This window comes from Pedobacter sp. 05T44 (assembly GCF_056395985.1).
Genome location: NZ_JBFTKO010000006.1, coordinates 172,540 through 197,380, shown reverse-complemented (window position 1 = coordinate 197,380; position 24,841 = coordinate 172,540). Strand labels below are relative to the sequence as shown.

Sequence of the window (24,841 nt, the reverse complement as noted above, 5' to 3'; positions counted from 1 at the left end):
AGTAAGTGTATGCCAATTATTCATTAATGCATATACAACGACGCAACACTTGACTAATGCTAAATATTTTAGTAATTTTACAGTCCAAAAATTTAAAGAATGAAATTTATTAAGTTTAAAGCTGCTTATGGTGATGAGGAACGGGAAATAGTGATTAACCAAGTCAGCGGTAGTCTTAACGGGATTCATATTTACTTTGAACCCTCTCCTAACCGATATTGGGTATTGGGTAGTATTAACTATGCATTGGGCAAATGGAGAGTTAATTGGCTTGTACCGACCGAAAAGACTGTTCACCAGGAGCGTTATGTTACGGACGATAGCGATGCCATTTTAGATAGATTACAAGATGCTGGCTGGTTTGAAAACAATCACGATATTTAGTATGTTTAATCCCTAAACTTAAAACCATGTGTTACCACGTTTCATTTAAGGCAAAGGCTCATGATCTGATTAAAGCATTTGACGCACCCTTTCCGGAGGCAACAAATATACAGGAATACTATCATGCAAATGGTTTTACCTTACCTAAACTGCCCGTATTAGTGAATGATCCTAGTGGAAAGAAGTTAGAATTAATTCGATGGGGATATATCCCGGAGGATATTGAAAGCCTGGACCAAGCGACAAAACCTAAAAATGCGAGGCTGAATGCGAGAGCCGAAGGTGTTTGGTACAATTATAAAGATTCAATTTATACTGGAAGATGCATTGTACCGGTGAGTGGCTTCTTCGAGTCTAAACATGTTGGTAAGGAAAAAGTGCCCCATTACATCCACCCAAAAGAACATCAATTCTTTAATCTTCTCGGTGTGCATAATAAATGGATAGATTCCTTAAGTGGCGGTTATATTGATGCATTTACAATAATAACTGGTCCAGCAAACGAGTTAATGGCTGGCATACATAATACAGCTAAACGAATGCCTTTGATGATCGATAATAATCAAATTGAAATGTGGTTAGACCCAGAATTAACAAAATCACAGATTAAAGATCTTATGAAACCATGCGATGATCGGAATATGGCAGCTTACCCAGTTTCAAAAATCCTAAACGAAAGGGTTGAAAGTAATATCCCTGAAATATTAGAGCMAGTGATCAACCCTACTTTATTTGATTAACTATGGAACCATTTGAAATAAACTTAGTAGGCGAGGTGTTAACAGTCATGCCACAACCGGATGGATCATTTACTATATTTAACGGTGATGCCTTACTTGGAACAATTGCTCCTAATTATGATGAGTCAGACGCATTGAGGTGGCGCACATTGGACTTAATGGCCGTTGATTATGCGCAACAGGTAGGTGAACTAATTGATGAACATGAAATGTAATTATGGATTTTGGAAAAGTAGCAGATAGAGATATACAGTACATTGATTTTACATTGCCAAACGATGGTGTGTCTGTTGAACAAACCGTGCCGGGGGTGCCTACAAATACAAAGTGCTATGTAGGTTGCTCAAAGTGGGGACGTCAGGAGTGGATAGGAATGATTTATCCACCAAAAACCAAAGAAGCGGATTTCTTAGAAGAATACGCCAAGCATTTCGAATGCATCGAACTTAATGCGGTTTTTTATTCAATTCCCAATCCTAGTTTAATAAGAAAATGGTATGAGATGGTTAAACGCCCTGGCTTCTTATTCTTCCCTAAGATGAGTAGAACTATTACCCATATAAAGCGATTAAAGGATGTCGAAACACCATTGGGCATGTTCATGGGAGCAGTAGGAGAACTTAAAGAATACCTTGGGCCTATACTGATACAGGTTGGCGACAATTTTCCTCCAAAAAGTTTTAATGACCTTGAAACGTTCATTGGATTATTACCAAAAGAACACAAATACTTTATAGAGTTAAGGCATGAAGAATTCTTTTCTGATCGTAAAGAAGTGTTAGAATTGTTTATTGATAATCATATTGGTTGGGCTATAACCGATGCTTCAGGACGTAGGGACGTACTCCATATGGAATTAACCGTACCTGAAATTTATATACGTTTTGTTGGAAATGGCTCTAATCACCAACAATCTGATTTTGATCGCATTGATGCGTGGGTTCAGCGTTTAAAGGAATGGGGTAGCAAAGGACTAAAAGCTGTTTATTTTATTGTCCATCAACATGACGAAAAAAACACCCCAATACTTGCGGACTATGTGATTAAGCAATTCAATAAGCATATGGGATCAACCATACCTACCCTGAAATTTATTTAGCCTCGTCAATAATCTCCAACAATCGATCTAACCGCCATCTTACCGGCTCCTTAACTCGTTCGTGCGTACCCATACGAAGGATTGTTATTTGTTTATCCAGGAATAAAGCCACATCTGGCACCGTTGCACCTGGCCTCAATTCAATTCGCCCTTGTGGTAATTCTATCCCATGAAATGCTGCTTCGTAATCTTCTGCTGTAACATATCCCTTACTCATGCCGCGAAGGTAGGAAACTATTTCAATTCAAGCTCCGTATCGTTCAATTCAAAATAAAAGTTCTGTAATCTGTGAACGTATTTTAAATCGTATTTAATAGCACAATGGTAACCTTCTTCTTTGTAATCAAACCAAACATCAAAGCCGTCAACATCAATTAAAATCTGACGATCACCGTTTTTTACGTAGAAATATTCTTCATCTTTACGCTCTAAACCAAGTGCTACCAGCCATTCTTCAGTTACTAGTATTGGTGCAATGTATTCATGAATAATCACCTTGTCCTGAATTTTTACACTGGATTCATTGACCTCTTGTACCCTGCTATTTTCAAAAGCTGCTACAGGTTTTTCAATTGAAGCAAAATTTGCGTCTATGTAATTACCAATTCTTAGTTCGGTGGCTTTCATAAGTGCTAATTTAGTTATTTTAATCAAACCGACTCACATCTAAACGTATCTTTTCTTTCAGTATCCCAATGCTCTTGAATATAACCTAACGCTAACATTTGGTCAATATCCTTTTCATACAGGACGTTAACAAACGGCTCGTGGGTGTTATGACCACAGCAACTGCCACCGGTCGATATACCTAAACTCCATAAGTACTTAATCTCTTCAAAAATACACGGATCAATGCTAATAGTGCCAGACAGCCCTTTATTTAACCTAGCCTGTTTATAAGCAGACATATGCTCAGGTATATCCACTAAGATCATCTGATCATAGCATTCCTTCGTTTGGGGTATTATGTTTTTACAGTTACACATTATTTTATTGTTTTAGTTATTTGTTCTACTACCCATCCCATTAAATAAGCTTGTGGCTCATCGTTGTCAATGTCCAACTGGATATGGGCGCTTTTAAATATTTGGTTTACGATATGGACTGATTCGTGAGCGATAACACTCGATGGAGCAGTTGGTTTAATCAGTAATAATATTTTGTGCCGACCTGGTATTAAAAATGATTCAAAATCCTCTGCATCTTCCTTTATATCCATTTCATTCAAGGCTAATTGCAGATTTGGTGCAACTACAATTTGAAGTGATTGATAGTACAATGGGACTTCTATGGTTGTTGTTTTCATTAAGGCAATTCTGGTAAGGGCGTCCAATGAGTTGCATTAAAGAAATTACCAGCACGTTCGTTATTTTTGAAGAACCTATCAATGCTTTCAATATAATAACCTACTTCCATTTTGTTTTTATCCTTATTAATCAATACAACCAAAGTAAGTTTTTCTGGCTTACCATCATTCACGTTTATCCATTTAAAAGCCCATTTTACCCCTTCAACAAACCCTTCATTAAATGGCTCTGCTTTGGTATTATTACATAATAATTTATATGCATTAGCAGCATTGGCCGCTTTTTTTATCTGTTGTGTTTTCATCTACTTCTTAGTTAGTGCTTGTTCTGCTATTTCTTTAACCTGCCTTAGTATCTCTTCACCGTTCCATCTTATCGTAATAGACTTTGACCTATTAAATGGAGAAATAGTTACTATCCTTTCTAAGCATTTTCTGAATATGTTGTTTTCAGATCGTTCTTTCTTAAACCATTCACTAAGAGTTTTGATATTTTTATCTCTTATCTCCAAAGCCTCTTCCAACTCCTTATTTCTAGCCTCCAATTCATGACAATACTGTTGTAGGTCATTAAATCCTGGTTGAGATAAATATTGATTATCCATCCCGTCTGAAAATGCCGTTGCGATGGCTTCTCTAACGGGAAACATATCGGAGCGCTTAAGCGATGAAACGTATTCCTCTGCTATCTTTACCTTTGATTCTTCCATTTTATTTTCCTCCTTTTAAAAATTCATAAACTATACACATGTCCGAAAAATCATCTGTTTTACAGTCATCACAACCACAATCGAAATCGTATTCCCATTCTACTATTCTTCCATGCTTTTCTTTACACCTATGCGGCCCGTTATGACCTTGTGGTAATAAGCACCCTGTCTCATCATAGAAATCGTTACGATCCCTGTTGAAGTAAGTTCCGCATACTTTCTCTGTCATCCCCGGCTTAATTGTGTTTTGGTTGTTCATGGATTAATGTTTTATAATAAATAATCGTTCTGTTAACCTGTCTAAATGACCTAACGCATCACTACACTGCATTTCTATATGCTCTGAATGTCGGTCAATAAGGCGCCTTAATTCACCTTTGTTAGTGCAAGCGTCTATTTCGTCTACATCTATCAAATTACCTCCAAAGAAATCTTTATACTCCTTCATTTGCTTTTTYACATCTTCTATTTTCATTACGTTATATTTAGTATGTTAATTAAAAATCCATATCGCTAAACACACCAGTGCTGTTGCTATAATTGCGAAAACTGTTTTGAAGAGCATGGTTAAAACCTCCTCCCCTGATAAGCACCATAACCGCTGTAATCTCTGCCCTCAGGTTTCCGTGCAATTCCGACTAAAACCAATGCAATGACTGAAAGAGTGGCCCACAAAACGATCAGGCCAGTTAGTACGCGCCTCATCTCAGCCCCCTGTATACTTCAGTAATACAATCGAACTCTTTGAAAGACAATACTCCAGATGTGGTTATTGTACGATTCACCGTATCAATAGTAACCAGATCGTGCTTGTTAAGCTTAATCTCAATCAGTCCTAAGTCTGCGTTATCTTGCTTTGCCTGGAGGGTGTCTTTGAATTGTTCTAATGCTAGGTCTGTCATGTCCTTAATAATTAATTGATTCGTTCCAACAGATTATTTGTCCTTTAAACGGCTTAGGATATTGAAACCAATCTTGCAGATCGTGCCTCGATAAACCATCATTTTCAGCAACATACTCCAGTTTATCAGGCGAAATTGGATATCCATCTATGTAAAATGAATTGCCTTTTATCTCAAACTCCCAGATCTTCTTAATCTCGATATCAGGAGCGATTGTAATCATCTTCGAAGTGTATGGCTTACCTGACCAAACCCTAGGGCTAAACTTATCACCAACTTTCCATCTGATACCTGAGCGGATTGTATGGGATTTGGGGGCAAAATCAGCCCATTTATCAATTGCAAGTACCATAAGATCAAATATTCCTAATGTCGGTCGGCTCTTTAATGCCGTAAAGTCATTCGCTGAATATTCTGGAAAACCTTTACATAGCTTCTCCACGAAATATGTTGCCTGTCCTTTTCTTGGATGATACGCGGGGAATACCCTGCTGAAAGTTATTACTCCGCTCATAGCTATTGTTCACCGTTGCGGTCTGCAACGTCAAAGTCCTTTGGATTAAACCTGGTTCCGTTAGCTTTAGCGCTCAACCTTTCAAGTTCCTCCTGATCGGTAAGCCCCATTTCTTTCTTATACCTACCAGCTAACATTACTGCGTCTTGCAGGTGTTCTCTTAGATTTTTATTCTCTCTTTCTAAAATGATTGTGTTGTTCATATGAATCTTATTTATATTTCTTGCCACAGAAAGGGCAATAATTGTGAGTAATAAATGTATTTCTTGTCTTTTCGCGCACTTCACCAGACTTCATGGTGTGATTATAACCAACTTCTATTTTCTGTCCAGTTTTAGTTGATCCTTTACCGTCAAGTCTACCAATGTTTGATAGATCAAAGTAAACATGTGTTAAAGTCGGGTCTGACTTCATTAATTCCTCCCTAACTTTAGGGTTGCAGCATGGCTCCTTCATGATTCCTCTTTTTTAAATAGCCAGGCAAATAATGATAGTAGTCCTACGCCAAGTATACCAAACGCTACTGAAGCCGCTAGTAACCACCAAGGTGATTGGCATACAACCCATAAGCATCCCACTGCAATAAGTATTATCAGGACGTACCCGATTGTTGGTTTGATTTTCATTTCGATTTGTTTTTATTCAAGTACCTGGTGTATAAATCCATCCCAACACCTATCAGGATGGTGAATAGGATGGTTAGCATGAAGTCAATGATTGATAGGCTTCAAACACTTTAACTAAATCTTCCTTATCAATAAATACACCTTGTCGAGGCCCGTATTTACCAGTAGAATGAAGTGTTAATTTATCTTTGGTTACGATAGCATAACCACCATCGCCCTCAATGCGAATTTGTTGAGGTATATTCGTCTGCTCAATCCATTTCTCGGCTGCTTCTTTGGTGGAGAAGGCTTTAACTTGATCTGGAGTTGACACTGCTTTGCTGTCATTACTAAATACGCTATTACTGATACCAAGCATCCATTTGGCAGATACATCAGAATAATATGCATGGCTGTATTTATCCCCAACATAAAGCGGCACATTATCCTCACTGGTCATTGCAAACACAGGTACTTCAATCCCAGCCTCTGCTGCGAAGTCTTGGAAGGGGATGATTTTATAGCCTTCAGTTCCGAAACCCTTATCACATCCTTCCTCAAGAAATACCGGTTTTTTAGTATGCCTAACAATAATAGGATTAGGAGCTTTAGCATCTCCATCTTGTATATTGAACACATCCCAACCGTGGTAGGCTCTATGCTCCATCAACAACTTAAACTCACGTTCATTGTTAACCTGTATTGCGCACTTTTCGGATAGGATGGAGTCTTTTACGGGTATAGCCCATTCGCCATCAGCATAGAAACAATCGCTACCATTGTCCGACATAACCTGAATATCTCCGTTATGATTTAGGTCGGTTATTTGAAACTTTCCATTGCTTGTGTGGTCAGGCGCTTTGCCTCCAAACCGTGCAACAGTCCCAGCAGGATAATCCCGCATTGCTTTTTCGAGTAGTTCGTGTTTTTTCATCCTAAATAAGTATTATTAAATCCTTTAAAATCGCCTGCTACCATTGCGTAGATGACCAGAGCGACGATGATTGTTAGTGTGATTGTGCGGAAGATGGTCATGTTACCCCCTCCCACGTTTTAACTTAGCATTCTTAGAGAACTTCAACCGGTTCGTCCTACGTTGCTTTTGAGATTTGCCAAACCAAACTGGACTACCAAAAGCAATCCTCGCTGTTCCAAATGGAGCAGATGCCTCAACAGCTGATTGCTCTTTACTTTTACCTGCTAATCCTGCAAGGGCAGCAATAAAGCCCAACCCTAACATGTTTCTCATTCCAAACTTCATATAATTTTGTTTTTTAAGTGTCTATTAATGTTTAATTTGTTGTGAATTTTAAAGGTTTAAGTGTGCTTTTCAGATATAATGGGTGATACGGATTACCTTGCTTTGTAAGTTTCAGATAATGCCAATCATACTTTGTAAGGTCTGGCTTTAACATGGCTCTAGATGGATTGCCATATGCCAGAATATGCATTGAACAAATACTCATCATCTCTTTTACATGATTCTGATTTTCCTTAGGCTGCAACTCATCAGGCGCTAAACATTTCAAGTCATCAGGATTTGTTGCGCGGTAAGGAGAAAGATTACCAATCCAAATACCACCGAACCCCCATGATTTAGCGAAGTTCACACATCTGGTCATTGTTGGATCTGAATTAACTTCATCGGCTTTTGACGGGTTATGCATTATGAAAAGCACTGCTGGTTTCGTTTGATMCCAAATACGCCATAATCGATACCTGTATTTTTTGCATTCTGAAATTATCGCTCCAGAAGAGACAGACTGCGATTTGTTCCCGAAAAGATCAAATAATTCCATATAATAAATTTTAAAGTGTCAATAAAATAAGCGTAGGCACCACACCTACGCTAAATCAACCTAAACCAACCCCTATTGGGCAATATCTGCCTTGCTTCATTGTACACCAGGTCATCATCCCGAAGCCAATCCTTCACAAGGGCTTTACCATTAGCCCCGACTACGTTCTCATCGGGGCTCTTAAACATGTCTAGTAGCTTATATTTGCTACTTCCTGCAGGCCCCTATATGTCCTGCCTCTGCTCTCTGTTTTTTATGCTTTGCCTGCCCTTCGTGGATCACCCACTCACAGGACTTGAAATTGAGTTATTCCAATTATTAGCTAATGCATATTCTTAACCAAAAAAGAAAGGCTTATAGCCTTTTCTCCTTTTGATAACACTAAGGTAAAAACAATAAATGAATATTCCCAATATTAGTTAATGCATAATTCATAAAACTTGAATTTATTTTTACGACCTTCATTCGATCTAAATTAAACGGCATGAAAGCAAACATTACTAATATCCTTTTAGGTGGTATACTTATTTCACTGTGCTATGTAGGATTCCAACTTAACAAAGTAAATAGCCACCATTCAAGTTTTGAAATAATTCCTATGAGAATATTCGATAATGATGATCGAGATAATACATACAATCCAGTAATGATGAATCGCGAAACTGGTAGAATATATGAGATGGAAAAAAATGGCAACAAATACAAATGGGTATTTAAGATGGGTAAGTGATAAACCCCCAAACAACAGCAAAGACGATGTAGAACAAAATAGGTGATATGGTCCCAATCAACCCATACTGTTCGCTGTATGCCCTTAGTGTGAATAAGAGCATACAGCTAAGAAATGTGGTTACGTGGATGATTAGCATTACGCTCTACGTTTCAACTTAGCATTGTGAGAACACCTGTTCAAATTAGTATGACCTTTCTTATTCCCATGACCATACATCATTCCATATTGCATTGGCGACATGCCATACTCACCGCGTTGAATTAGATCTAACCCTCCTACCGAATGGACTTTGCGTTCTTGGGCTTCCTTACCTGTTGCAGGCGTACCTTTCAATTCATTCTGAGTGGTGCCCTGTGTTAATGGCGCGGTTGCTTGGGCAGATCCCATTAACCCGGCAAGAGCCAAAGCAAAACCTGCGCCCAACATTGATAGTCTGTTTCTTTTCATTTTGATTGTATTTACGCCTTGCGGCTATGTTTAACCCTTGATGAGGGGGTTGGTTTATGCGACTGGCGGAACTATTGCAGGGGCTGCTGCTTTTATATCGGCAACGATTTTATCAATCTCCTCTGCAATGTTCTCTACAAAATCAAGCTTACGTATCGCGGTTTCACGTGACATCAATCCTGCTCCATACATTGAAACTACATTGGTAATCTCTTCAGTTTTATTTCGTGGTAAGTCAATTTTAAACGCAGGTTTCATTGGTAATGCAACAGCGTCCTTAACGGTCGTATTGCTGGTTGCTAAACAAGCCTTAAGTAGATTTAGTTGACGCTGCTCAGCCATACCGATTGGCCCTTTCTGATTAGCTTTAGCCTGGTTGGTAGATGGTAAGAACATCAGCTCAATGCTTACCCCTGGCATATTTCCAGTAAAGGAGGCGCTATCAAAAGATACGGATGGGGTATTGGTTTCCATGTAAATGTCACGCAAGATATTCTCACGTTCTTTATTGGCAGCTTCCTGACCTCCTTTAGTCTCTACATACTTAAGGTCTGCCCCTTGACCTTCTAACTGGAATGTTTTACGAGTATTGGCATTCTCACCACCTTTAGCAGCTACGATAGTGCCAGTACCAACAAGAATAGGGAATGCTGACATTTTATTTTCGTCTGCCGTATCTGAGTCGATTTCCTCTCTTCGCTCCAACTTAGGCTCCACATCCTGATAGATCCTACGCTTTGCTTCGTGAAGGATGTACAATGCTTTATCAACCTTAGTATCAAAACTAACCTCTTCAATCCATCCTTGCGCCCCCTGAACATAAGTTATTACTTTTCCAGATAGCAACAGATCCATTTTCTCCACATCCTTATCATCAACCTTAACGGTGTAGATTCGGGCGCAAGCGATCATGTCTTTATACTGGTTACGGATTGGAACAATGGTATTACCATCTTCAGCGCTGAATATCGCACAACGCCATTTGATCTGCTTACTACCAGGAGCAGCAAGATCACCCCAGAATCCTTCTTCTGCATCAACAGCATACCAGACTACCAACACTTGAAGATAGATCAAACGCAAACGCTCAATCTCCATACGTTGATAATCCATTTTGTTATCATCATACGTGCGCTCAATCATCGCAAGCATCTTCTTCTCTACATCGGTTTGTGGATTACAATCAATAGTAACTCCTCCACCAAGTGATAGATTTACACTCCAATCCACAATAACTTTTTCAGTAGCAGAAGGGATACGGTGAATGTCTCGGTATTCAGTACGGTATAATGGATTGCCTTGTGCGTCATCAAGACCAGTCGGAACTTCAACAGGGCGCATTGGCCTGTTGTCAGTTTTGGTAACTTTATGGTTTTCTGGTTCGAAGTTTAATGCTGCATCCGAAATCTCAGGAGCTAAGGCTTTAACCTTGTCTACAAGTTTTTTAGGATCTTTAATAAGTTCATCGAGTTCCAGTTGTTCCATTCGTGTACTACCCTTGTGGGCACACACAAAAATACCCCACAGATTGCAGGGTATTTAGTAGGTAGGCTTACGTGCGTAGTTTAATATTAGTTACGCTTTTCTTAAGTAATCGAAAATCTTGTTCTCAATCGCCTTTTGATCTTCAAAAACCTTAGTTTTAACTTCTTCATAATCTAAACCCTCAAGTTTAGCTATTATTCTACTTTGGTTTTTTAGAGACATCTCAACCATTGACTCAATTTGGATCATTTTTTCGACTGCACGATCAATCGAAAATAGATACTCGTTTTCTTGTAAATTTTCTTGCATGATATTTTATTTTAAATATGAAACATACCTAAAGATACGGATTGTAACTGGAATGTTACATATAATTAATTATGCAAGTTTTCCACACAAAAAGCAAGGTTATCATAACTAAAAGCTCAAAGCTTTAATCCCGAGTCCTTTCCTACCACCACAATACATCAAGTATTCACTATCAAATGCAGTGGTTGCGATGTACCTTTTAGTATCGCTACAATGCCCAAACTCTTCATAAGTAACTCCAGTTACCTTATTTTTCTTTTTGGTCTTTTTAATCGTTCCGTCACTATCTTCCAATGCATACTGGTAGTCAAAAATTGATTTCTTGCAGCTCTCGTGAATGCCAATGGTTATACCAGACTTACCATTGCCCTCATATATCTCATTGATGAAGCCGCCAGACTGAACAACCGATGGATTCTTACTTTGAATCTTCAATATCGGCCTGTATTCTTTCAAATATTCCAATATCTTAGTGAAGAAGTTCTCACCCTTCTCAAGCTTTACATCTTCTTTAATGGAAGTCCTATCTCCTCCTACGAATAAACCGGCAACCTCTCCTAATGGATAACGTTTAGCAAACTCCTGGCATAAATCCTTGACTCTATTGCGTGGATCCTCCAAACATATCTCATCGATCTGTTGCAGGTGTTTTCCTTTTATCTGCCACAAAGTACATGTCAGGTATGGATTTACGTTCTCATCCCATGACATCCAAATAGGCAAAGACCTATCCCATTTAATATTATTCACATGATCAGCGTACTTGAATTTCTTCCAGAACTCACCACCGGTCCTGATCTTACCCCAATCACCAAGTCCATAAATTCGGTAATATTCAAAATCGGTTACTTTGTCCTTTTCAAAGTCATCTATGGTATGCTGATCAACAAAACCGCCTGATTGAACTAGCTGACCTGCGGCATTTACAGACCACTTCCCGACAATAAAAATGTTATCTAGATAATTTGTTTTGAATACAACCAGGTTGCCTTTCTCATTAACCCACATCCCGGCAATGTTTGATTCAACTTCTGTCAATTCCTCCAAATCAAACACCTTAGTTTTAATCCAATGCTCTTCGCTAACCGGGTTGAATATGCCAATGATCTGCTGATTAGCCTTACCGCGCAAACGCTTACGGATCTGTTTCAAGTCGTTCTCATCAAACTGGCTGATCTCTTCCAAGACTACCCGTTTAAAGTTTGCAAGCCCTTTAATCTTCTCGCTATCATCTAGGCCTCTGAATCTAACGTATGAGCCGGTAAGCTTACACATGATATAATTCTGCTGGATGACAAAATAATCTTCAAGGCCCCAACCTTTAATGATCCCTGTAAAATCTGAATAGATAGAGTCTTTAATGTCAACCGCATACTTACGCAATACCATTGTGTTCTCATCTTCATTCTCCATCATGGAAATAATAATGAGCTGCACGACGCTGTAAGTCTTACTGGCAGATGAGCCACCATAACACCAAATGAAACGAATTAAGGGGTTTAAAAAGGCATCGCGAAGATGCCAGTATAGATTGTTGAATATGTCAGGATTAAAATCAAATTTAATCTGCCTTGTTTCCACCATATCCTATTTTCACTGTTGTATTCAGTTCTCCCTTAAGGTCAAGCTCAGATTTTTCAACAAGCATGCCTTTAAACTTAGCAAGGGTAGTTAAAGCAGCATCTGCACTGTAAGGCTCAATCGAAATACCATCTCTGGTATGTTTAATTGACTTAATAATTCCACACTCTTTATCATCAACAACTTTAACCAAATCTAGTTCAGCGACTTCTACCATCTCGGTTTCACCATCAACAACTCGATATGCATTTGGATTCTGTTCAAGTTCAATCTCAAGTCTAACAATTTGTGACCTGGTAATATTTAGTTCAGCTTGGAATTTATCGAACTCTTCTCCAGTGTATCCCATTCTATCACAAAAGATCTCCTCACGGATCACCCAATCATTTCTACGCTTAATAACCTCTTTTAAAGGCATTATTACCTGAGGAGTGTAAGGAACTTTCTTTTTAACCAAATAGTCCTTCATATCAGTTCTGGCAATGTTTGTGAAGCGTTTTTTAATTTCTCCCTCACTTGCTCCTGCTTCTTCCAGTAAATTATCGATATATTTTTTGATATGAGGTTTTCTGAGGTTCTCGTATCCTATCTCAGCACAGGTGTTCTTTGAGTAACCAGAATCTCTTGCCGACCTTGAAGCGTTAAAATCTTTAATGTATTCATGGCAGAACTTAACTTCTTTCGCTGTTAACTTAACCTCAGGAACTAGAATGGTTACAGGTGGCTCCATCACGCAAATAAATTAAATTGTGTATCCTCAGGGTGAATACTAAAAACCTTAAACCTATCCACAACACTCATAACTTTCAACTTGAATGGACGAATGACTCCATTGCTATTTGGAAGCATAGGACTTTCAGTATAGACTTTTAATGCGTTGATGGTCTCAGGATTATTAACACCTAAAACTCTTTGCATCTCATCACGAACTCCTGCTGGTAATTTACCGGAAGCTTTTGCATCTTCTTTACGTCTTAGGTATGATAGCGGTTGATAAAGTTGATATACACAACTGATAAATATTAATTTCCGAGTTTCAAAATCCTCCTCTGTGAATGCATCAAGTACTGATTCATAGATTTTCTCAACATACTTTGGATTAACCAAAGTCCTTTTGAACTGGCTAATAATCTCCTGTGCCATTTCAGGATTGGTTTGCGAAATTACGCGCCCTAATATCTCAGCTTTTGATAACATGCTACCTCCTATTGATTATTAACCCCACTTAGTGGGTGTTTAAAACAAAAGTAGTTACAATATTCCATTATTCCAAATATTAGTTAATGCATAATTAGCACCAAATTTTTTTATCATTCTGAGCTTGATAAACTTCTCTCCTCTCCATTGTTTTGTATTTTCCTGTTGCTCTGTTGATGAACGTGTCCAACGTTGTTCCGATGCTCGTCATTGGCCATGGCACAGGAATTCTGCTATACTCACTGTCAAGTGTACTCTCCGACCCTATTAGCTCCCATGTACCGGTAGATCCAGTAAAAGATGAACACAAGTATTCTCCTCTCGAATTGAGTACAGGATTCATGCCACAAGCCTTTCCAATGCTTTGTTAAACACCTCAGACCTTCCAAACTTAGAAACATACCATCGGACAAAAGCTGCGAACTCAGTTGCGATGATGTATACCCCTCCTGCTTCGGTTATATGTTCCTCATACTTCTTCTGATCATTTGATTGCTTATCCCTACCGATTTTAACTTCAATTTTTACCGATAGGCTGGCTACCGTTGCAGAAATATCGGCAGTTCCTTTTGTTCCAGTCCCTTTCTGCCATTCTACTGAACCAATACGCATGTGCTGGCCAATGCTGTTGGTTACAACTTTGGTCCGGTCAACCATACGTCCTAAATTATTGATCCTTTCGGCAGCTCCTCCGGATAAGTTGATAAACTGAATTATAGCTTTAGTCAAACCGTTTGCAGTACGATCAGTGTGTTTAGTTCCAATCACATATTTTGTAGGTATTGATGGGGACTTATGCTCCCTGGTCAACTTATCCATTTCAGATAAAACTTGCAGCGCTGATATTTTTTTGGTTTTCTTTTTCATATCAAGTTGGTTATAGTGTGCTTGCTCCATTTCGGATTGGAAAACGTTTTGGTTCCTTGTACCGTTTTCTCTTAGGTAATCTACCTGATCCCTGATGTCTTTTATTTTTACAATACTCATAATCTATTCTCCTGCGTTAAATGCTTTATTTATGGATTCCAATTGTTTTTTTAGTGTTTCTATTTCGACCTGTTGCTTATTCCGTTGGTGGATTGAATTATTCAATAGCCATCTTAACTGGTAGTTATGATCATTCACTTTATTGCAGCTATCCAGAAATTCATCAAGAAGCAATAAACGTTTCATGCTTTCGAAGTACTTTTCATTTTGACCATTTTTAATGCCGTAGGAAGTAAGTTCACCAATCATTGACAACACCACACCTCTAGCAGAAAGTATCTCCATCGAGGGCTTTAAAATAGTGTCAATGGTAAATTCCCTGGCTTCAGCTATTGCTTTATAATATTCTTTGCTTTCCATGGTTAAAAAGGGGTATCATCTTTTTCATATAAATTATTTACTATGTCTTGGTTTATTTCAAATTGGGCACTTGGCGTCATTGCTGTTGAAATAGGTTCAGGAACAATTTCATGTTCAAAAGCATAAGAATCCTTACCATTAACTTTCTCATAGTACCTGTTTTTTTTCCAATCAAAGTATACTGACACTGATCCCTTCTTAGCCGTGCCTTTTGGTTTTGCCTTTAGTATTTTGATAATAGCTTCGTTTTCTGCAAATGGCAATCCTGATGATGGATTTAATGTTAAATCAACCTTTCCATTAACCCGGTTATGTTCTGGTCTCCAAACCCCAACAACATTAAATGCCCTACGCCCCCATACTGCACCTCCGGCAAAACTGTTTAGTGTCGGTACCGCAGTACAGTATACTTCCTGTCCAGTAACATCTTTTAAAACAATTGGTGGCAGGTCCTTTGCATGAGTTACGATGTTATTGTGCCAATTATTATTCTTAGCTTCTTGCCTTACACGTTTCAATGCCCAAGCAAGATATTTATCCTCTCTGCCCCCATATTTTACAAGATCCTCTTCTAAATCGTTAAACGGATCCAGTGAAGTTGTATTTAGTTTTATGCCTAATTGCTTCTCCAGTGATTTCCAATATTTATAGAAGCTTTCAATGTCATGATCAGTGTCATCGGCATTTATTGGGAAGAAATATTCACTCAACCAATTCATGGCTCCGTGAACTTCTTTCTCTGTAGGAGCATTAGGGTTTGATTTAAAAAATGGCTTCTTTAGGAATTTACTAATAAGCTCCGCAATCACGTCCTCCATGTTTCCAATTTCGCCAGACAAGAAACCATGCTTCCATCCAAAGCTCTGTGTTTGGTTGAACATCATTTCCATATGAAACTCTGTCTTACCAGCACCTGCAAATCCCAAATAGAAAGTTGAGTATCCGAGCTTGAAACTTAATAATTCATCCAAGTTTCTAAATCCGGTGTTTATGCCTCGCTGTATTCCGGTCTCGTAGTGGTGCATTACCGAGTCCCTGTAGTCGTTTATGGTTAGTTTCATTTGAATAGGTTTACATTTTTGCTTTGGTCTATTGCTCCTTTATTTACAAAAGGTTTTATGCCTTGTCTAACCTCCTTATCTCTTGAAATCCATCCAGATGCAGCATTTTTCCACTTAGTCATCTTGTTTTTGCCAACCATCCAATTTTTAGATTCATAAAAATTTATGAATCGTAAAGATTGATCATTGCATTCAGATTCAGTCCATAACGTTTCCAAAGATTTTGACACAAAAAATTGAAAAACTTCATCAATTATTGGTGGAGCGAAACTCTTTTTCTCTACTTCTTTTGTTTTATTTTCTTTTGTTTTATTTTCTTTAGGGGTAACTGTTCTCGGTTTATCACTTTTACTTAGTAAATACTTACTATTACTTTGTAAATGATTACATGTAATGTTTAAATGTTTACATAATAAAGTTTTATCCAAGCACTTGTTAGTTCTCCTTTTGTAAGCTTCCTGGATGAAATAAATAAACTTTTCTGACCAAACAATTTTATAATCTTGCCATAACTCTTTATCAAATTCACCAAGTTTACAGAGGTCGCTTATAATATTATCAAGCATATTTTCGTCGACCCTACACTTAGAAGATAAAAACATAAATTGGATTTCATCTGATAGGTTAAGATAGTGAAAATCAGTTACAGCAATCTCCCTCAATAATTTAATCCAAGTAGAGTATCCATCGTTTCCGTAACGATTTTCTATGTAATTTATGGCTTTACCCTCTTTGCATAAAAAGGGAAAATAATCCACATTATTTTTTTCAGGTTGTGCCATAATGGTATTTTTATTTGGTGAAGGTTTGTTTTAATTCTCTGAGAACCTTGATTAAATTTTCTATTTCCTCCTTGCTTTCGAATTCAAAATATTCTGGACCATCAATGGACTGAATTTTAATTACACTTTTGTTTTCTGAAGTATTGTATGCTGACAATTCAGCACCGGACTTATCCGTAAATAATAATGTTATCATTGGTTAAAATTTTTTAACTGTTTTATAAAGATTAAGCAAACAATCTTTTAAGACTTTGTACGCGATTTTCAGGTATAGGTTTAATGCCTTTTACCCATTGCGTTATTAATGAATTTGATACGTTTAGCTTGTCTGCAATGAACTTCTGTTTAATACCTCTACTGGATATCAAGTTTTTAAGATGCTTAGCCTCCATTTTTAACTATTTTATAATAATTGATTCGTAAACTGTTTTAAATATTTGCCAATCCGATCTAATTTTAGAAATGATTGGCCTATCTCCAGTATAGTCGAAATTTTTGTCCGGCTGATTAGACAAGTTGTTAATCTTTGAGGCCCAACTAACAAATGAATCAGCAATATTTGTATGGGTTTTTATAACAATTGCGTAGTCATGATTTGCAACTATTTTATCTTTTGAGCAAATGTGGAATGATCCTTTATTTTCGCAATAGTACACAGCGACATGGATGTTGTTAATGTTCTGAATTCCATTAAGTCTTTTCATAAAACACGTATTTTAGTTAAACATTAACCCCTGCAAATAGAGTGGTAGACAGCCATTTCTGCGCTGATGCGCTAGAGATACTACTTACAGGGGTTAATGTTTGAATTTCTTTTTACAACCGTCTACCGTTGCGATAAAACAAATATAAACAATTATTTCAATTATTAGTTAATGCATAATAATAATCACAATTTTAATCTTGCTGCGATGTATTTAGCCCTAACCGCTTCTATATCCTGACCAGGTTTAACGTAAATTTCAGTCTTGCTATCGATACGAACTTTAGTACAAGTAGATAAATCAATGACGCGAGTTGGTATTGCTTTAGCCTGGTGCTTTATAGTCATAGGCGGCATCTTACTCTTACGCTCAGACTTTGGCTTTGGAATATAGACGCGTTTAACTCCGTCAATAGGCTTTCTTCCATTGTTAACACGAAGATCAGGTTTCCCCGCTTCTCTATCCAATCTGCGTTTTTCTTTCGCCTTTGCATTTTGTAGATCTCGATTTAACTTAGCTTTTTTGGCTCGTATAGCATCCTTTTTCGCTTTAATTTCAGCAATTTCAGCGGCATTTTCAATTCTTTGACGCTCACGAACACCTCGCATATAGATCTTCATCTGTTCCCTTCGTTCTTCAGGTGTTAATGCCCCCTTAGGAGGAAGCCCTTGCGCTGCCCTTACTTCTGCTCGTTCTTTCTTTAATCTTTCATTTTGCGCCTTATTCCTGGCTATTCTTCTGGCTTCAGCTACGCCAGGAGGTAATTTTGGATTCATAACTTTAATTCTTTTGTTTAATGTTTGCGCCAATTACTTCAACTTCTTTACTCCATAAAGGACTATCCGGATAAACTCGTCCGTACCAATCCTCCTTCTTAGTTGGGCCATCATGCCTGATAATACTTACGTAAGTTGCATGTACCATATGAATGCTCCTTGGTGTAGCATTTGGTGCGGGGAAGAATTTCTGTCCGGGGCTGAGTTTGGTGAATAGGATTTTCATGCTGCCATTCTTAAAGTCCTACATTTATCTGCCATTGCTAAACACCAGGATGTTACTACATGAGGCACAACACTGTTACCAATGAATTTTTTCTGGTCTGTTTGATTGCCTTCAAGTTTATAATCGGATGGAAATCCTTGTATAAGTATCAGCTCGGAAACCTTCAACATTCTCATTTTGATATCGGCTAATCCATATAATGCCATGAACTGTTTAATTCTGACCATCACCGCGCTATCATCATCGTAAATCGGGATGTTAACATTTTTATCAATTGAATACTGTATTAGGTACAATGGCGCTTTATCTTGTCTTGCGACTATTGTAACGCATGGAACGTTAGTGCCTGTGCAATGGCCGCCATGAGAGGGATTTAGAATAAATGGCTGGCAATTAATTAATCTGTGCTTATCGTTCGGCATCAATGTGCCAGCAGGTTGCTCGATCGATTGATATTGATTTGAATTTCCATTACCTGAATAGGTTTTATCAAAAAATATAGGTTGTATTTTGGATAACGTGTCTTTTGTACCAAGAGTGGGCGCGGCAGTATCGATTGAAACAGCATTCTCACCAGTTCCATAATATTTGGCCAAAAAAGCAGGATTAACAATATAAGGATGATGGCGGCTGGCTAACAAAGTTTTTGCTGGTTCATCTACTGAGCTCCCAACGTTTTTAAAGTTGGTGTTCATAATGAAAGGCTGAGCATTTATGATAGCTAACTTATCTTTACATACCAATGTTGGACATGGTACGTCCATTGAATTACAAATGCTTGAATGATGATAGTTTAAAATAAAAGGAACGGCCTTTACTAGTTCCTGATTACCGGCCGTAGATGTTAATGTTCTCGATGGATTTTCAGTTGATTGAATTCTATGTGACGGGTTTCCTCCATTTCTCTGTACTATGAACGGCACAGCTTTTATTAAGGAATGATTCCCAACTGTTGGGATCGTCCCCGCTGGCCCTGTAACTGGGATAACTTTTCCTTCAGGTTTACCTGAATAAGCTTTTGAGAGAAAGTATTCACATTTTATGAGTGATTGTCCATCCTTACATTTTACAGCACCTGCTGGCCCTGTTACAGGTATAACCATTCCAGATGGTTTGCCACTGTAATATTTAGCAATGAAACACATTGCCGTCCGGTTTTGGCAAGATATTGTTGGTGCAGGTTTATCAACAGAAACAACAGACTGTTTTCTGTCGCCATTTTTAGCCATGGAATTGTATTTCAATAAAAACTCATCCTTACCACCCGCAACAAATTTGATTAAACCAGCTTCAATACGTTCTAATGAAGCATCAACCAATGGTTTTTTACGATTGAAGATACTTAAACCTTCATCATCAAAGTCCAGTACATCCTTAACCGCTTTCCATTTATGCTGAACACCAAACATTCCATCTAAACCCGGCTTTTTAGCGTGAGTTGTTTCTGGCCAAACAATAGGTAAATTCGGTTTAGCAAAACAACCAAATAAACGATTACGCGATGTATAGGCACCAAAATCAGCACTGTTCAATTCTTTCCATTCGTTTCTATATCCGAATGAGTCAATATGCTTACACCACTTTAACCAATCAGATCCAGATTTTCGGCTAACAGGTTTTCCGTTTACGTCAAGGGGGCCCCAACTCATAAACTCTACAACATTCTCGATCTGTATGTAATCTGGATTTAAAGCATCAACATATCTGTCTAAATGATCAGCTAGGGTTCTACTATCTGCATCACGCGGCTGACCTCCTTTAGCTTTACTGAAATTTGTGCATTCTAAGCTTGCCCAAAGGATTATTTTAGCATTAGGGTATAGTATTCGATATTTTGCAATTAATTCAACCAGTGGCGCTAATTCAACAGTTCTAATATCTTCCTCAAAATGCACAACATCAGGATAATTACGCCAATGAGATTTTATAGCAATTGGATCATGATTTATGCAAGCCATTACAATGGCAACCTGGTCATCACCAAATAAGGCACGATGAAATCCAGTAGAAGTTCCGCCAGCTCCACAGAAAAGATCTATTATTAAAAATTCTACTGATTCCGGATTTTTAACTTTGATGGGATTAAAGCCACCACCCTCTGTATACAGGAAATGTTGCTTATTTATCATCTTCTTACCTCCTTGCTGAAATTTGAACATTCTAAACATTGAGTTATGATTGTCGCCAACTCCTCGTGGCCTTCCCTATCTTGTATACGTGAATAGTCAATAACTACACCTCCTTTTGCTGAACTAAACCCAGGAAAACATTCTGGTGAAGCCCAAATAAATTCTATATTTTGATTTGTCATTTCTTCTAATGTTTTTTCTTTGCTTGAGTTAATTGACATGATATTAGGATTTGAGCCATCCCGGCACCTCCAAACCCCGCCACTCGAACGAGGCAGGGCGAAGAATATGCAAAATATTAGTTAATGCATAGGAAGGGATACTAAAAAGGCAAATCATCTTCTTCAGCCAACACTCCTTCCACAGCTGCTCCTGCATTATCATTTGCTGAACCACCAGAAAAGTCTTTAATGTTTCCTAATATTGGAGACAACTCTTGTGCAGCTTTTTTACCTTCTTCATCTAATTCCTTCCAAATCTTGCTGTCCGTAGTCTTGCTGATAAAGCCATTCTGTCCGTATTTATCCTGCTCAGATTTAAAATTCACGTTTACGGACATGTAAACTGCACCATCTTTTTCAGTTAATAGGTTAGCGTCAATTGGAATAACGATACATTTAACAGGACCGTTTTTTCCTTTTTTCTCCTGGATTACATGTTGCAATTTTGTCAATGCGATGCTACCAGATAATTTTCTTTCTGTACTCATTTGAATTGGATTTTGAATTTGCTCGATATTGAGCGGCTTGCCACTGATCACCGCGGCCAGGTGTTTGCCAATATTGGCTGGTAATGCTTTAATTCTTTTCTACGCCTACCCCTTCTAACTTTTCCGAAGCGTATTTGCCGACAATATTTGTGGTTACGTATCTACCTATACTATCTGCATTGAATAGTCCTGATTTTACTTMCTGCGGAACACCTGAATAAATGTAGGTGCCACCGTTTTTGAACTGAATAAACAGGCTACCAGTTTGTGGATTACTTCCGAAAAAGTTAATACCTTTTGAAGGAATAGAATTGATGTTAAACGATTCTAATCGGGGGTTAACTGAATAATTAACGCCTTGTAAATTTATTGTTTTCATAACTTATTTGTTAATTTTAATTTCTCCCAAATAATCTTCGTTATCACATTCGATCACTGGCATAAAAAGCAAATTAGCATCATTAATTCTAAAGACTGTTGCTAATTTCTCACCCTGCTGAAGTAATACTTCTACGTGGTCAGTATTGGTAATTTTGCATGCCATTCCTAATCTAAATACCAGTTTAGCAGAGAAATATGAGATTCCAATTTTTATCTTCTTTGCTGGATCAACTTCTTTTTGAATGGGAATTGCTTTAACCTCACCTTCACCTTCGCATACAGGACAATCACAATATTTCTCATAGAATTTATCATTCCATTCATGCTGAAATTCAACCTCTCCCTCTCCTTCGCAACAATCGCATGTTTTAGTAACATCAACTTTGGGACATTCCTTAATTATTGACCGGATATCCTTAATGTCAATTTTTCCAAGGACACCCCCTGTTTCAGGAATAACACTAAGAACATTCTCATGATTATAATCTGTCAATTCCTGAACATCAGGCGTAAGATCAGCATTAATTATAACCATGGTAAACGCATCAGTTGCAATTGCTTTATCCCCAATTCTGAATGGATTATTTTGCCATTCTCTCATCTCATCATCATTGACAAATAGATTAAGCAGCTCCGTATAGTTTATGTTTCCCATGATTATGCTGCTTTTTTAGATTTAACAACTGCTTTATATTTCTCCTCATACTTTATGTATGCAGATTCGATCTTAAGCCCTTCAGATTTGGCCTTACGCTCAGCAAACAACTTCATGCTGTCCAGTTTCATTTTACCAAGATCCTGTTCATCTGAATGAGTGATAAAGAATTTGAATATCTCAGACCATCCAGCGCGATCAAGAACAATGATCTCATAGCTATCTATAGATTGAGCAGCAGGAACTTTTGATAATCGCTTAGCAGTATCAATTTGATTGTCAATAATCACCGATGATACCTGCGTTTGAACGTTTTGTTCTGTCCTTGCCAAAGCCTCCTGAGATTGTTTCAATTCCAATGCCTCCTGCACAGACTTTAACGTTGCAGCGGCGGCACTTTCTGTAACACCTGCTTCTAACTCCAATTTCCGTTCTGGCATTAATGTAACTAAGTGGTCAGCGTACGCCTTGATTTCAGCTTGATAGTGTGGCGCAACTTTTTCAAATTTACATTCTTTAGCGCTGTTGCAAATCGTGGTTAGTTCTTCAAGGGTAAAGTATTTAGTGTTGTCAAGTGGATTATGGTCAAGCGTTGCCACAATCCCATCCCAATACTCTTGCTTGAAGGTCCCGACAACCATTGATAGCATTTCAAGTACTGATTCATACATTTCAAGAGTACAATTCTCATAAACGTCCATCAACTTCTCTTTGTCTCCTTTAAGAAGGTCGGCATACTGAGTACGGATTTGCGTTTCCGCTTCTGCAAACAATTCAATACGTGCCTTTTCTTTATCCAACTTCGTTTGTGCTTTAGCCTGCTCGGCTGCTTCCTCTTTCTTGTATGCGGCAACACTATTATTACGCGCTGTTTGCAGTTCAGTAACCAGATCAACTTTAAGCTTAGTTTCCTCGGCTGTAAACATTTTGATTATCTCATTCAACTTAGAGGTGAATGGTTTACGATCATCTTCAGCTTTGGTTGCTGCTTTTTTAAGAGACGCCAAATAGTCGTTTATAGCCTGGTCAGTTGCAGGAGTTAATTTTACACCCTCCTTTTCGGCTTGCAGTTTCAACACATCATGTTTTTTCTGATAGGTAGTTACCCACGATCTGGTTGTAGTTAGGACGGTTCCTGCGCTCTGCAAGTCCTCCTGTTTGATAATTGTTAGTTCGGTACTCATATTGGTATGGCTGTTGAAGTGAATACTGGTTTAATTGGTGTTGCTTGTAATTTGGCGGTAGCCCTGGTTGCTCTCACATTGTTAGGTGTATTTCCAAACTTTCGGTTGCAGAATGATTCTACATCTTCAAACTGAACTGCCGCAGTAATACTTTCAGGAGTACTGACGATACCACGCATATTAATGTAATTTCGTTTTTCTGCTTTATCACGATATCTAATTTCAGCTAGCTTTAAAATTGCGTCAATCTCGGCTCTACTTGTTGTACCCTGCCATTCCTTGATTTTATAGCTAGGAGTTGTTTTCCAATCTGCCGGAGCCCAATTCATCGCGATATCAGCAGGTGACTCAGGGAAATTCTCATCCCACAATAACCGCTCACATTCCATTTGAATACCATGAGTTTCATAGAAACCTTTTCGGCCAGACTTAAAGTTGATGATGGCACGTTTCTGAACTCTTACTTTGCATTCTCTTGGCTCACCTTTTCTGGGTCCTGATTTGTACGGATCGTTTTCATCAACGCCATCCTCGGTAACTGTTAATAAGCACACTAAGTCGATAGGTGTTCCAAAGCCGCGTTCATCACTTAATAATACGTATTCTAAACCAAAAGGAATAACCTCATAGTCATTATAGAACTGAACAAATGCCAATATATCCTCCCGCAATTTATCGTTCCACCATTTGCAATCATCATCCCAAAAAGATTCATTGCTAAGGTATTCTTCAATGATACCGTCAATTGAATCAAGGTCGTAAACACCCTCTTTAATGAAACGTCCAATCTCTAAGTGCATCAATGTCCCATATTTAGCGGCTACATTCATCAATCGTTCTGATTCCTTTTTACCGTGTTGGAATTTCCATTCTTCCAATTGAACAGGAGTAGGCATAGATTGGGCAATGGAGGTGGTCAATGAGGTGTATAACCTGAATGGTTGAGCCAATGATCCATCTTGCTCAATTTTAATATAGCTACGCCCTTTGTTAAAATTAACACGCCCTACTTTATAGTTTGGTAGTTTTATTGCTGTCTCGTCGAACCATTCGGTAGGCACGAATTCTACTGACAT

Annotated in this window: 42 protein-coding genes; 5 read left to right on the top strand and 37 right to left on the bottom strand. The window is 38.2% G+C overall.

Going from position 1 to position 24,841, the window contains the following annotated elements; translation table 11 throughout:
• Positions 1 to 99: 99 nt before the first annotated feature.
• The 4 genes from AC1DDK_RS12395 to AC1DDK_RS12380 are packed head-to-tail and all read left to right on the top strand — an operon-like array spanning position 100 to position 2,223.
• On the top strand, positions 100 to 384 hold the full coding sequence (locus AC1DDK_RS12395) for a hypothetical protein (protein ID WP_477611959.1): 285 nt from the start codon (positions 100 to 102) through the stop codon (positions 382 to 384).
• A 26-nt stretch (positions 385 to 410) separates the two neighbouring features.
• Positions 411 to 1,124: an SOS response-associated peptidase gene (locus tag AC1DDK_RS12390; RefSeq protein ID WP_477633933.1), complete on the top strand. Its 714-nt coding sequence runs from the start codon at positions 411 to 413 to the stop codon at positions 1,122 to 1,124.
• Between the two features lie 2 nt (positions 1,125 to 1,126).
• Complete coding sequence (locus tag AC1DDK_RS12385) at positions 1,127 to 1,339, top strand: hypothetical protein (RefSeq protein ID WP_477611957.1); 213 nt, start codon at positions 1,127 to 1,129, stop codon at positions 1,337 to 1,339.
• A gap of 2 nt (positions 1,340 to 1,341) precedes the next feature.
• On the top strand, positions 1,342 to 2,223 hold the full coding sequence (locus AC1DDK_RS12380; RefSeq protein WP_477621743.1) for a DUF72 domain-containing protein: 882 nt from the start codon (positions 1,342 to 1,344) through the stop codon (positions 2,221 to 2,223).
• On the opposite strand, the gene AC1DDK_RS12375 is transcribed toward AC1DDK_RS12380, so the two are convergent.
• The 15 genes from AC1DDK_RS12375 to AC1DDK_RS12305 all read right to left on the bottom strand — a co-directional run bounded on the left by AC1DDK_RS12375 (position 2,216) and on the right by AC1DDK_RS12305 (position 8,247).
• Complete coding sequence (locus AC1DDK_RS12375; protein WP_477611955.1) at positions 2,216 to 2,440, bottom strand: DUF6965 family protein; 225 nt, start codon at positions 2,438 to 2,440, stop codon at positions 2,216 to 2,218. The two genes, AC1DDK_RS12380 and AC1DDK_RS12375, sit on opposite strands and share 8 nt — an antisense overlap.
• A 17-nt stretch (positions 2,441 to 2,457) precedes the next feature.
• Positions 2,458 to 2,850 (bottom strand): hypothetical protein, encoded by a 393-nt coding sequence (locus AC1DDK_RS12370; protein WP_477611954.1) that lies wholly within the window; start codon positions 2,848 to 2,850, stop codon positions 2,458 to 2,460.
• Positions 2,851 to 3,208: 358 nt separating this feature from the next.
• Positions 3,209 to 3,529 (bottom strand): hypothetical protein, encoded by a 321-nt coding sequence (locus tag AC1DDK_RS12365; RefSeq protein WP_477611953.1) that lies wholly within the window; start codon positions 3,527 to 3,529, stop codon positions 3,209 to 3,211.
• The gene (locus tag AC1DDK_RS12360; protein WP_477611952.1) at positions 3,529 to 3,834 is read right to left on the bottom strand and encodes a DUF551 domain-containing protein; all 306 of its coding nucleotides are present in this window, start codon (positions 3,832 to 3,834) and stop codon (positions 3,529 to 3,531) included. Before AC1DDK_RS12360 ends, AC1DDK_RS12365 begins: the two co-directional genes overlap by 1 nt.
• A complete protein-coding gene (locus AC1DDK_RS12355) occupies positions 3,835 to 4,239 on the bottom strand; it encodes a hypothetical protein (RefSeq protein WP_477611951.1) in 405 nt (134 codons plus the stop codon).
• A gap of 1 nt (position 4,240) precedes the next feature.
• Positions 4,241 to 4,498, bottom strand: coding sequence for a hypothetical protein (locus AC1DDK_RS12350; RefSeq protein ID WP_477611950.1), 258 nt, complete (start codon positions 4,496 to 4,498; stop codon positions 4,241 to 4,243).
• A 3-nt stretch (positions 4,499 to 4,501) separates the two neighbouring features.
• The gene (locus tag AC1DDK_RS12345; RefSeq protein ID WP_477611949.1) at positions 4,502 to 4,714 is read right to left on the bottom strand and encodes a hypothetical protein; all 213 of its coding nucleotides are present in this window, start codon (positions 4,712 to 4,714) and stop codon (positions 4,502 to 4,504) included.
• Positions 4,715 to 4,940: 226 nt separating this feature from the next.
• Positions 4,941 to 5,141, bottom strand: a complete 201-nt coding sequence (locus AC1DDK_RS12340) for a hypothetical protein (RefSeq protein ID WP_477611947.1) — start codon at positions 5,139 to 5,141, stop codon at positions 4,941 to 4,943.
• 4 nt (positions 5,142 to 5,145) lie between these two features.
• A complete protein-coding gene (locus tag AC1DDK_RS12335) occupies positions 5,146 to 5,655 on the bottom strand; it encodes a hypothetical protein (RefSeq protein ID WP_477611946.1) in 510 nt (169 codons plus the stop codon).
• Positions 5,656 to 5,657: 2 nt separating this feature from the next.
• On the bottom strand, positions 5,658 to 5,858 hold the full coding sequence (locus tag AC1DDK_RS12330) for a hypothetical protein (protein WP_477611945.1): 201 nt from the start codon (positions 5,856 to 5,858) through the stop codon (positions 5,658 to 5,660).
• Between the two features lie 7 nt (positions 5,859 to 5,865).
• A complete protein-coding gene (locus AC1DDK_RS12325) occupies positions 5,866 to 6,111 on the bottom strand; it encodes a hypothetical protein (protein ID WP_477611944.1) in 246 nt (81 codons plus the stop codon).
• Positions 6,112 to 6,354: 243 nt separating this feature from the next.
• Positions 6,355 to 7,194, bottom strand: a complete 840-nt coding sequence (locus AC1DDK_RS12320; protein ID WP_477611943.1) for a hypothetical protein — start codon at positions 7,192 to 7,194, stop codon at positions 6,355 to 6,357.
• Positions 7,195 to 7,296: 102 nt separating this feature from the next.
• Positions 7,297 to 7,521, bottom strand: a complete 225-nt coding sequence (locus AC1DDK_RS12315; RefSeq protein ID WP_477611942.1) for a hypothetical protein — start codon at positions 7,519 to 7,521, stop codon at positions 7,297 to 7,299.
• A 31-nt stretch (positions 7,522 to 7,552) separates the two neighbouring features.
• Entirely contained in the window at positions 7,553 to 8,059 is a 507-nt protein-coding gene (locus AC1DDK_RS12310) for a DUF1643 domain-containing protein (RefSeq protein ID WP_477633932.1), read from the bottom strand.
• A 50-nt stretch (positions 8,060 to 8,109) separates the two neighbouring features.
• Positions 8,110 to 8,247 carry a hypothetical protein gene (locus tag AC1DDK_RS12305; RefSeq protein ID WP_477611940.1) on the bottom strand — a complete coding sequence of 46 codons (138 nt, stop codon included), beginning with the start codon at positions 8,245 to 8,247 and terminating at the stop codon, positions 8,110 to 8,112.
• A gap of 296 nt (positions 8,248 to 8,543) precedes the next feature.
• On the opposite strand from AC1DDK_RS12305, the gene AC1DDK_RS12300 reads away from it, so the two are divergent.
• Positions 8,544 to 8,789 (top strand): hypothetical protein, encoded by a 246-nt coding sequence (locus tag AC1DDK_RS12300; RefSeq protein ID WP_477611939.1) that lies wholly within the window; start codon positions 8,544 to 8,546, stop codon positions 8,787 to 8,789.
• Between the two features lie 138 nt (positions 8,790 to 8,927).
• On the opposite strand, the gene AC1DDK_RS12295 is transcribed toward AC1DDK_RS12300, so the two are convergent.
• The 22 genes from AC1DDK_RS12295 to AC1DDK_RS12190 form a co-directional block, all read right to left on the bottom strand.
• On the bottom strand, positions 8,928 to 9,239 hold the full coding sequence (locus tag AC1DDK_RS12295) for a hypothetical protein (protein ID WP_477611938.1): 312 nt from the start codon (positions 9,237 to 9,239) through the stop codon (positions 8,928 to 8,930).
• Positions 9,240 to 9,293: 54 nt separating this feature from the next.
• Entirely contained in the window at positions 9,294 to 10,724 is a 1,431-nt protein-coding gene (locus tag AC1DDK_RS12290; protein ID WP_477622214.1) for a phage portal protein, read from the bottom strand.
• 90 nt (positions 10,725 to 10,814) lie between these two features.
• Positions 10,815 to 11,033, bottom strand: a complete 219-nt coding sequence (locus AC1DDK_RS12285; RefSeq protein ID WP_477622213.1) for a hypothetical protein — start codon at positions 11,031 to 11,033, stop codon at positions 10,815 to 10,817.
• Between the two features lie 108 nt (positions 11,034 to 11,141).
• Positions 11,142 to 12,617 carry a PBSX family phage terminase large subunit gene (locus tag AC1DDK_RS12280; protein ID WP_477611935.1) on the bottom strand — a complete coding sequence of 492 codons (1,476 nt, stop codon included), beginning with the start codon at positions 12,615 to 12,617 and terminating at the stop codon, positions 11,142 to 11,144.
• Positions 12,595 to 13,344 carry a terminase small subunit gene (locus tag AC1DDK_RS12275; RefSeq protein WP_477611934.1) on the bottom strand — a complete coding sequence of 250 codons (750 nt, stop codon included), beginning with the start codon at positions 13,342 to 13,344 and terminating at the stop codon, positions 12,595 to 12,597. The genes AC1DDK_RS12280 and AC1DDK_RS12275 overlap by 23 nt, the downstream gene beginning before the upstream one ends.
• Entirely contained in the window at positions 13,344 to 13,811 is a 468-nt protein-coding gene (locus AC1DDK_RS12270; protein ID WP_477611933.1) for a hypothetical protein, read from the bottom strand. The genes AC1DDK_RS12275 and AC1DDK_RS12270 overlap by 1 nt, the downstream gene beginning before the upstream one ends.
• Before the next feature lie 94 nt (positions 13,812 to 13,905).
• A complete protein-coding gene (locus AC1DDK_RS12265) occupies positions 13,906 to 14,154 on the bottom strand; it encodes a hypothetical protein (RefSeq protein ID WP_477611932.1) in 249 nt (82 codons plus the stop codon).
• On the bottom strand, positions 14,151 to 14,798 hold the full coding sequence (locus tag AC1DDK_RS12260) for a hypothetical protein (protein WP_477611931.1): 648 nt from the start codon (positions 14,796 to 14,798) through the stop codon (positions 14,151 to 14,153). Before AC1DDK_RS12260 ends, AC1DDK_RS12265 begins: the two co-directional genes overlap by 4 nt.
• A gap of 3 nt (positions 14,799 to 14,801) precedes the next feature.
• Positions 14,802 to 15,158: a hypothetical protein gene (locus tag AC1DDK_RS12255; RefSeq protein WP_477611930.1), complete on the bottom strand. Its 357-nt coding sequence runs from the start codon at positions 15,156 to 15,158 to the stop codon at positions 14,802 to 14,804.
• A gap of 2 nt (positions 15,159 to 15,160) precedes the next feature.
• Positions 15,161 to 16,219, bottom strand: coding sequence for a P-loop NTPase family protein (locus tag AC1DDK_RS12250; RefSeq protein ID WP_477611929.1), 1,059 nt, complete (start codon positions 16,217 to 16,219; stop codon positions 15,161 to 15,163).
• The gene (locus AC1DDK_RS12245) at positions 16,216 to 17,001 is read right to left on the bottom strand and encodes a DUF4373 domain-containing protein (protein ID WP_477611928.1); all 786 of its coding nucleotides are present in this window, start codon (positions 16,999 to 17,001) and stop codon (positions 16,216 to 16,218) included. Before AC1DDK_RS12245 ends, AC1DDK_RS12250 begins: the two co-directional genes overlap by 4 nt.
• Positions 17,002 to 17,011: 10 nt before the next feature.
• Positions 17,012 to 17,197: a hypothetical protein gene (locus tag AC1DDK_RS12240; protein WP_477611927.1), complete on the bottom strand. Its 186-nt coding sequence runs from the start codon at positions 17,195 to 17,197 to the stop codon at positions 17,012 to 17,014.
• 31 nt (positions 17,198 to 17,228) lie between these two features.
• Complete coding sequence (locus tag AC1DDK_RS12235; RefSeq protein WP_477611926.1) at positions 17,229 to 17,393, bottom strand: helix-turn-helix domain-containing protein; 165 nt, start codon at positions 17,391 to 17,393, stop codon at positions 17,229 to 17,231.
• A 6-nt stretch (positions 17,394 to 17,399) separates the two neighbouring features.
• Positions 17,400 to 17,705, bottom strand: a complete 306-nt coding sequence (locus AC1DDK_RS12230) for a hypothetical protein (protein WP_477611925.1) — start codon at positions 17,703 to 17,705, stop codon at positions 17,400 to 17,402.
• 185 nt (positions 17,706 to 17,890) lie between these two features.
• A complete protein-coding gene (locus AC1DDK_RS12225; protein WP_477611924.1) occupies positions 17,891 to 18,481 on the bottom strand; it encodes a PX domain-containing protein in 591 nt (196 codons plus the stop codon).
• Between the two features lie 4 nt (positions 18,482 to 18,485).
• On the bottom strand, positions 18,486 to 18,707 hold the full coding sequence (locus AC1DDK_RS12220; RefSeq protein WP_477611923.1) for a hypothetical protein: 222 nt from the start codon (positions 18,705 to 18,707) through the stop codon (positions 18,486 to 18,488).
• A complete protein-coding gene (locus tag AC1DDK_RS12215) occupies positions 18,704 to 20,875 on the bottom strand; it encodes a DNA cytosine methyltransferase (RefSeq protein WP_477611922.1) in 2,172 nt (723 codons plus the stop codon). Before AC1DDK_RS12215 ends, AC1DDK_RS12220 begins: the two co-directional genes overlap by 4 nt.
• 283 nt (positions 20,876 to 21,158) lie before the next feature.
• Entirely contained in the window at positions 21,159 to 21,545 is a 387-nt protein-coding gene (locus tag AC1DDK_RS12210; RefSeq protein WP_477611921.1) for a hypothetical protein, read from the bottom strand.
• Between the two features lie 88 nt (positions 21,546 to 21,633).
• Positions 21,634 to 21,924: a KTSC domain-containing protein gene (locus tag AC1DDK_RS12205; protein ID WP_477633931.1), complete on the bottom strand. Its 291-nt coding sequence runs from the start codon at positions 21,922 to 21,924 to the stop codon at positions 21,634 to 21,636.
• A gap of 3 nt (positions 21,925 to 21,927) precedes the next feature.
• Entirely contained in the window at positions 21,928 to 22,581 is a 654-nt protein-coding gene (locus tag AC1DDK_RS12200; protein ID WP_477611919.1) for a hypothetical protein, read from the bottom strand.
• A gap of 2 nt (positions 22,582 to 22,583) precedes the next feature.
• Entirely contained in the window at positions 22,584 to 23,765 is a 1,182-nt protein-coding gene (locus AC1DDK_RS12195; protein ID WP_477611918.1) for a hypothetical protein, read from the bottom strand.
• Complete coding sequence (locus tag AC1DDK_RS12190) at positions 23,762 to 24,841, bottom strand: hypothetical protein (protein ID WP_477611917.1); 1,080 nt, start codon at positions 24,839 to 24,841, stop codon at positions 23,762 to 23,764. The genes AC1DDK_RS12195 and AC1DDK_RS12190 overlap by 4 nt, the downstream gene beginning before the upstream one ends.